The 4688-nt window shown below is 27.7% G+C and carries 6 protein-coding genes; all 6 read left to right on the forward strand.

Annotated elements, in window-relative coordinates; genetic code table 11:
• Nucleotides 1-322, forward strand: a 322-nt coding sequence (locus A9G45_RS07085; protein WP_141673636.1) for an integrase core domain-containing protein, incomplete at its 5' end; no start/stop codon positions are given.
• Between the two features lie 261 nt (nucleotides 323-583).
• On the forward strand, nucleotides 584-1645 hold the full coding sequence (locus A9G45_RS07095; RefSeq protein WP_065572385.1) for a hypothetical protein: 1062 nt from the start codon (nucleotides 584-586) through the stop codon (nucleotides 1643-1645).
• A 121-nt stretch (nucleotides 1646-1766) separates the two neighbouring features.
• The gene (locus A9G45_RS07100; protein WP_065568004.1) at nucleotides 1767-2357 is read left to right on the forward strand and encodes a hypothetical protein; all 591 of its coding nucleotides are present in this window, start codon (nucleotides 1767-1769) and stop codon (nucleotides 2355-2357) included.
• Nucleotides 2358-2359: 2 nt separating this feature from the next.
• A complete protein-coding gene (locus A9G45_RS07105; RefSeq protein WP_065568003.1) occupies nucleotides 2360-2956 on the forward strand; it encodes a hypothetical protein in 597 nt (198 codons plus the stop codon).
• Nucleotides 2957-3276: 320 nt separating this feature from the next.
• A complete protein-coding gene (locus A9G45_RS07110) occupies nucleotides 3277-3879 on the forward strand; it encodes a hypothetical protein (protein WP_065568002.1) in 603 nt (200 codons plus the stop codon).
• Between the two features lie 26 nt (nucleotides 3880-3905).
• Nucleotides 3906-4688: hypothetical protein (locus A9G45_RS07115; protein WP_141673637.1), on the forward strand; the 783-nt coding region annotated here is incomplete at its 3' end.

A 4688-nucleotide genomic window follows, 5' to 3' on the forward strand; every position in this document is an offset into this window, starting at 1 on the left:
GGCCGAATATCATGGGTATCCATTAAAAATACGGGTCGATAATGGGCCAGAATTTACAGGAAAAACCTTTATAAACTGGGCTAAATCACATGATATAACCATTGATTATATCCAGCCCGGTAGCCCTTATCAAAATGGCTATATTGAACGATTTAATCGTACCTATCGTACTGAAGTACTCGATTTATATCTTTTTAACAACTTAGCGCAAGCAAGGAGAATAACTGAAGAATGGTTAACGGTTTATAACACCGAAAGACCGCATGAGGCATTAAATAACATGACACCGATTGAGTATAAAACACTAAAACAAGCAGCATGATTTTCTACGTGAGTTGTGTACTAAGTTTGGGGTATTTACAATCAGATTGGAAAAAAGCTAAAGCATTTGTTAATGCTTTAGCTAAATTTCATTTTCGAACTTTTCGAATAGGAGAAGAAATTTATAACTTATTTAGTGGAATATCAGGAGTAGTAGATGGTGATAAGTTACATAATAGTCATTTGATACAGAAAAATTTGATTTTAATGCTATTAAAGTAATTGAATAATTAGAAATTTTAAATTAGCAGGATAACATGAAATGAAAAAAAATTGTTTAACTTTGATTTTATTTTTTATGTTTTCTATAGGATATGTACATTCAAATGAATCTCCGGATATTTGGGATTTTTATAAAGTTTCAAAAAATTCTGTTTCTGGAGGAGGATCCGATTCTGAAAGAGAAAGTTTAATAGAAAGATATTCGAAAATTAAACTCATATTAATTGATGGAGAAGTTATAGTCGATACAATTTGTTTTATTGCGTATGAGACGACAACAGATATTGCTTCCCCTTTATCTTATTGGAAAACCACAGAAAAAGTAGAGGAGTATAAAAAAATTTTTTCAGAGGAAAAAATCCCTTTAGGATATCAATTTGAAGCAATAAAATTTCCTAATAATGACAAAGATGATTTATGCTTAAAAGAAGGTTTGACTGATTTAATAAGGATCGACAATTATTTTGTTTTTTTGACCAAGTCAGGTTACTTGATAACATTTTCGAAGCATATAGAAAAAAATAACGGATCACCTGTAACCTATAGAGGATTTAATTATAAGATACCAAAACGTGAATTTAGTTGGTTTGGCCATCCAATGTTGACTAATAAAAAAATTGTAGATGATATGAATAAGAAGTGTGATTTCCCTGCTGATGGATCTTATTATAATTCATACTTTTATAATGAGTGTGATTTGAATGAATTAGGTCTTTATTCTAGTGAAATTAGTGAAACTTTATTTGACAAAAAGAAAGTGATATATCAAAAAGGAGAATATCAATACAATTTAACTAAAAAACAGCACAAAGAGTTTGATTTCGAAATATATTTAAATATTGAAAAAGGTAATAAATTAATTGATAGATTATCCATTTATAAAGAAAAAATTTTAGAATCGGCTGCCTTTGAACAGGATTACTATATTGATAAAAATTTTAAGAATATTTGGTTACTAAATTATGTTGGTAGTGACGAAACGCAACATATTGAAAAATGGAGGCATTATAAAATAGATAATAGTGGGCATTTCAAGCTATTGGAATCGATTTCGTGTAAAAAACGTGATAGACAAGGAATCGTAAAATGTCACAATGATTAAGGATAGCATTGGTCAGGATTTAGTAGCATAGAAGAAAAAGCCTCGATAGGTTAATTATCTAAAAGGTTATGAACAAAAATATAAATACGTTTATCATGATAAGAATAAAAAGATACATGAGTTGGGTATTTTTACTATTCATGTGACTAAGGCTATGGGGAGAGGAAATATTCCACAAGCACATAATGTGGAATTAATTAATGTTAAGGAGTTTGAAAAGGGTTATATTTCATCCGATGGGAATGTTAAAGCAAAATTTGCAACATTTAATAGCGATAGTCACAGGTGGTATATAAACCCTGACTGTTTTGCAGGGTTGCTTGGTGCGATGTTAGAACTAAATGCTGATTATTTAGGATTTAATGGATTTAGCACTTATGATGCAAAATCTGTTCAGAGTAAATCTCATATAAATGGAGTTGCAGGAGATTTAAGGTATATATCAGAAAATCGAAATGGAGAAAGAATTGAATTAACTGATTCATTTTTCGATTTTAACAAACAAGAAGAATTTAATACTGCATTATATAAGTTTGGCTGGGCTAGAACGTCATTAATGTATTCGGAGTATTTCACCTATAAAAAACACGCCAATACATTGCTAAAATATACAAAACATATGAAAAAAGATCCGCCAAATGGATATAGACATCACCATCATTTACATATATGTGGTTTTGATTTTAACTTAATTATAAATGTACAGGATTAAAAATGATTAGATTTAAATTCTTTCCTATATGCATTTTATTGATTTCGTTATTTTCTTTCGCAGAAGATAAAAATAAAGATCCCAATAATATTCTTTATGAATTTAAGGGATATTCAAAAAAAACATCGTCCTATCATTCTTTAAAAGACTTTTTTGCTGATAATAATCAAGTTTATGATAAAAAAAACCCACTAAACGCACTTTTTGACCCTGATACGCCTTTATTAAGTATGGTTGAGCATAGAAAACCTTACACAGGTAAAGCTATATTATTTAAAAAGCTTCCACTTGATAGCAATCTAAATGTGTTCCTTTTTGCTTATTGGGATCATAATGATCAAGATTCATATTATAACCTTCCAACCCTTGAGTTACAGATTTTTGATAAGAGTAATCAACTAATTAGCAAAATGATTGTTGTGGATGGTGCACAAGCAGAATGCTCAATCAATAAAAAAACACGTATTTATAAAAATAAGAAATTTGAAATAATAGAATCAGAATATTGCATTGATATAGAAACAAACAAGCTTATGACTGAACAACATAAGGTAAGTTATTATTTTATTGATGATAAAGGTAATATTAACTTTGAATAATGAATGTGACTAAATATAAATTAGAATAATAAGGTGCTTTCTTCATCACTTTTACTAGCCTATATTGATGCTCAATATTTTACATAACTCTGTGTGGACATACCAATCGCTAATTGCTAGTTTCAAAGTTTCTCATATAGGTATTTTTTTATTTGTGTAAGCTAAAAGCAGAATACATAAAAATTTCGTATTTCATGTGTTTAAGGCGGCCTCAAATAATGACTAATTTGACTATTATATTGTAAAAAATTATAAACTATCTAAATTTGAAAAAGTATTAGCTATATATCAAAAGAAGAAAAAATCAAGGAAATTAAATAATGAAATTTTTAAATAGTTTTATAATTACCTTCCTATTAATGTTCTCCAATATAAATGCTGTATTTTCTGTAAATGAAAAAAATGATTTACATTATTATCAGAAAATAAAATTGCCTTATTCTTCTAAGGAATTAGAAAAATACTATTATTGGAGTGATTTCGGTATAAAGCTATCCCCTAATATGCCTTTTCCATTAAGATTCTCTAATAAAGAATTTTCATTTAAACCTAAACTATTTGAATATTTAGCTAAAAGTGCATTCTATTTTCCACATATTTATTTTTATTATGAAGGTATTTTATATAAGGGAATTATTTATATGGCTATTGGCGAGAATGATGCTAATGTTTTTACTTTTCAGTTGAATAGTTTTGATGCTCAAAATAATCTAATTGATGCCATAGTCCTTTATAAAATACAAAATGGCGAAATATCTTACTGGAATGATTTTGTTATAAAAACAAATGGAAAGATCTTGATAAAACAACATCAACAACAAAACCTTTTTGAATTCGATGAAGATCCTAAAAAAAATGATATTCAGACTAAGGAAATTAAATACCAAATGAGCCGTTCTGGTTTTTTCAATAAAATTAAATAATATCATTAATTATAAAGGGTTAAGTGATGAAGTTTTCATTATATTTTTCGTTGATTTTACTGGCATTTAGTTCATATGTGTACAGCAAGCAATTTGATGTTGCTGATGGTTACAAAGGTGTGCCCATTATTGAATCTATAGGTATGGGACAATTGGAAAAAGATTGTCAAAAAATACATGATTTTTGGCAACTTACTAATAATGAAAGAGAAAAAAATAGGGAAAGTTGCCCAATAAACCAAATTGCTCCTTATTTTAATAATTTATATGAGGTTGTTAATAAGAATATTGATATATACGATAACGGTGAGCTGAAGCTAATTATTAATAAAAAAGAGTTTAATAGAACAATTAATGATAATAGTTATCCAGTTAATGCACTGAATTTATCACTTACTGATCAAGGGAATATTAAAGATACAATTACATTAGCAAATATTTATTATGACGTCATCAGTTATTATTGGTTAAGTAATCAATATTATTATATTAATCCTAATGGAAATATTTATATCTTATTAGTAAAAGACTTTGGTAGCTATATTCAGCCAGTATTTTGGAAACATTATCAAATTGATAAAGAAAATTTGCAATTTAAGCTTAAAGAATTTTTATTTGATGATGGTTATAAATATCGTATTATTTATCCAGATCAATTTGAAGTGCTCGATAAATCTGGGCCTTCAAATTTTGAAACGGATAAACTTAGAACTTGTTATCAAGATGAATATAATACGACTTGCAATATAGAATCTTACAACTATTATCATGACCTTTTAGTTAAAAAATTAGCATTACTTCAAGCAAAA

Source organism: Gilliamella sp. HK2 (assembly GCF_001690265.1).
Classification (GTDB): domain Bacteria; phylum Pseudomonadota; class Gammaproteobacteria; order Enterobacterales; family Orbaceae; genus Gilliamella; species Gilliamella apicola_C.

Coding starts and splice junctions, on each gene's coding strand:
- A9G45_RS07105 (WP_065568003.1), top strand. CDS start 2,360: ATGATTAGATTTAAATTCTTTCCTATATGCATTTTATTGATTTCGTTA.
- A9G45_RS07095 (WP_065572385.1), top strand. CDS start 584: ATGAAAAAAAATTGTTTAACTTTGATTTTATTTTTTATGTTTTCTATA.
- A9G45_RS07110 (WP_065568002.1), top strand. CDS start 3,277: ATGAAATTTTTAAATAGTTTTATAATTACCTTCCTATTAATGTTCTCC.